Source organism: Roseateles sp., from assembly GCF_044373315.1.
GTDB lineage: Bacteria > Pseudomonadota > Gammaproteobacteria > Burkholderiales > Burkholderiaceae_C > JACDQM01.
In genome coordinates this window covers 1-3,018 of sequence record NZ_JBILQK010000203.1, presented here as the reverse complement: position 1 = coordinate 3,018, position 3,018 = coordinate 1, and the positions used below count along the sequence as shown (strand labels likewise).

Annotated in this window: 3 protein-coding genes; 1 reads left to right on the top strand and 2 read right to left on the bottom strand. The window is 64.4% G+C overall.

What is annotated here, in order from left to right; genetic code table 11:
• Both ACIQ67_RS20400 and ACIQ67_RS20395 read right to left on the bottom strand, forming a co-directional pair.
• On the bottom strand, positions 1-810 hold an 810-nt coding region (locus tag ACIQ67_RS20400; protein ID WP_397536202.1), incomplete at its 3' end, for a Na/Pi cotransporter family protein.
• Entirely contained in the window at positions 807-1,589 is a 783-nt protein-coding gene (locus tag ACIQ67_RS20395) for a DeoR/GlpR family DNA-binding transcription regulator (protein WP_397536203.1), read from the bottom strand. The genes ACIQ67_RS20395 and ACIQ67_RS20400, both read right to left, overlap by 4 nt.
• 267 nt (positions 1,590-1,856) lie before the next feature.
• On the opposite strand from ACIQ67_RS20395, the gene ugpB reads away from it, so the two are divergent.
• The coding region (gene ugpB, locus ACIQ67_RS20390) for a sn-glycerol-3-phosphate ABC transporter substrate-binding protein UgpB (RefSeq protein ID WP_397536201.1) at positions 1,857-3,018 on the top strand (1,162 nt) is incomplete at its 3' end.

Genomic DNA, 3,018 nt, shown 5'->3' with positions numbered 1-3,018 from the left:
TGGATCGACATGCTGGCGCAGCTCGCGCAGCCAGACACCCAGCAAAGGCATGGCCAGCAGCACGCCCATCACTTTGAAGACCAGATTGCCGAGCAGCACCTGACGCACCTCGACCGGGGAGCGGGCGGTGACGATCACGCCCAGCAATCCGCTGCCCAGATTGGCCCCCAGCACCAAGCCCATGGCGACCTCCAGCGGTATCGCGCCGGACACCGCCAGCGTGGCCGTCAGCAGCACGATGGCCAGGCTGGAATAGGCCACCACAGCCAGGGTGGCGCCCACGGTCAGCTCCAGAAGCAGATCGCTGGAGAGCGTGGACAGCAGCGCCTTCACCACCGGCGACTGCACCATCAAGGTGGTGGTCTCGCCGATCAGACGCAGCGCCAGCAGCATCAAACCCAGGCCGATCAGCACCCGGCCGAAACGCCCGACCGTGCTGGACTTGCGCGAGATGAAAAGCACCACGCCGACGAAGATCAGCAGCGGCGACAGCCAGGACAGGTCGAAGGAGAACACCACCGCCATCAGCGCGCTGCCCATGTCCGCCCCGAGCATGGCGGCCAGCGCGATGCCCAGGGGCATCAGACCCTGGCCGACAAAGGACGCAACGATCAGACCGGTGGCGGTGCCGGACTGCACCAGCGCCGTGACGCCCAGCCCAGCTACCAGCGCAGCAGGCCTGCTGCCCAGGCTGCCGGCCAGCACGCTGCGCAGGCTGGCGCCGAATACCCGCAGGATGCCGGTGCGAACCAGATAGGTTCCCCAGACCAGCAGCGCGATCGCCGCAAGCAGGTTCAGCAGCAGCTTCATCGCGGAACGGACGCCGGATCGGCAATCTCGCAGCGCACGCCGGCCTCGGCCAGCAAGACCGGGAAGGGATCGGGCGGCGGCGCATCGGTGAAGATGCGGTCGATCTGCCCGAGTGTGGCCAGGTGAACCATGGCCGGGCGGTGGAACTTGCTGCTGTCGGCCAGCAGCCAGACCTCGCGCGAATGCTCGATGATGGTCTGCGCGACCTTGACCTCACGGTAGTCGAAATCGCGCAAGCTGCCGTCGGACTCGATGCCGGAGACGCCGATCAGCGCGATGTCCACCTTGAACTGACGCACAAAGTCAACGGCCGCCTCGCCGACGATGGCGTGGTCGCGGTGGCGCACCATGCCGCCGGCCACGATCACTTCGCAATCGGGGTTGGCGCACAGGATGCTGGCCACATTGAGGTTGTTGGTGATGACGCGCAAGCCCTTGTGGCCGCGCAACTCGCGCGCCACGGCCTCGGTCGTCGTGCCGATGTTGATCATCAGCGAGCAGTCATTCGGCACCGCGGCCGCCACCGCACGCGCAATCGCGGCCTTGCCGCTGGCATTGAGGGTTTCGCGCTGCTGGTGGGCGATGTTCTCGGTGGTCGATGTCGGCACCCGCACGCCGCCGTGGAAGCGGGCCAGCAGCCCCGCGTCGGCCAGGCGCTGCACATCGCGCCGCACCGTCTGCAGCGTCACGCCCAGGGCCTTGGAGAGCTCCTCCACGCTGGCGCTGCCGCGCAGCCTGACGACGTCCAGCAGCCTCAGCTGTCTCGGGTTCGAGTTCAATTCGCTCGCGGCCATCTTGATGAATGCATTGACCGGCCGAGTCTAATACGAAAGCAAACGAATCGATACATGGAAAATTCGCACACAATACGAAACGTTTCGAACAACAATCACCGGCGGACGAAAACAAAGATCCAGCCTTGCGCGACAGCCTGCCCCGAGCCGAGAGACACTTCGGCCCGACAAGATGGCACGCACAGGCACAACATCTCTGTCATACAAAAGCGCTAGCCTTGGCGCCCTTTTGCCCTCTAGGAGACTTCCTTCATGAAACTGAAACTGACCGCAGCAGCCCTGATGGCCGCATTCCTGGCTCCCGTCCAGGCGCAGACCGAAATTCAATGGTGGCACTCGATGGGCGGCGCGCTCGGCGAGTGGGTCAATGACCTGGCCAAGGACTTCAACACCAGCCAGACCGCCTACAAGATCGTCCCGACTTTCAAGGGCAGCTATGACGAGTCGATGACAGCCGCCATCGCCGCCTTCCGCGCCGGCAATGCGCCTCATGTGCTGCAGGTCTTCGAAGTGGGAACCGCCACGATGATGGCCAGCAAGGGCGCGATCGTGCCGGTCGGCGAACTGATGAAGAAGGCCGGCGTGACCTTCGACCCCAAGGCCTATGTGCCTGCCGTGGCCGGTTACTACACCGCGCCCAATGGCCAGATGCTGTCCTTCCCCTTCAACAGCTCCACCACCGTCCTGCACTACAACAAGGACGCGCTGAAGGCCGCCGGTGTTGACCCCAACCAGCCGCCCAAGACCTGGTCGGAAGTGGCCCTGGTGGCCGCCAAGCTGAAGGCCAGCGGCCACAAGTGCCCGTTCACCACCAGCTGGCAGAGCTGGACCCAGCTGGAGAGCTTCTCCGCCTGGCACAACGTTGAGTTCGCAACCAAGGGCAATGGCTTCGGTGGCACCGATGCGCGCCTGGCTTTCAACTCGCCTCTGCATGTGCGCCACATCGAGAACCTGGCCAATATGTCCAAGCAGGGCCTGTTCGTCTACAAGGGCCGTGGCAATTCGGCTGATGCCACCTACGTCTCCGGCGAGTGCGCGATGACCACGGGCTCTTCCGCGCTGTACGGCAACACCAAGCGCAACGCCAAGTTCGCCTTCGGCATCTCTACCTTGCCCTATTACCACGATGTTCCCGGCGCGCCGCAGAACACCGTGATCGGTGGCGCCAGCCTGTGGGTGATGTCGGGCAAGAAGGCCGAGGAGTACAAGGGCGTGGCCCAGTTCTTCGCCCACCTGTCCAAGGTCGAGGAAGCCGCCAAGAGCCACCAGCGCACCGGCTACCTGCCACTGACGATGGCCTCGTACCAGATGACCGAGAAGAGCGGTTTCTACAAGGCCAACCCTGGCACCGATGTCTCGGTCGAGCAGATGATCCGCAAGACCACTGACAAGTCGCGCGGCATCCGTCTGGGCA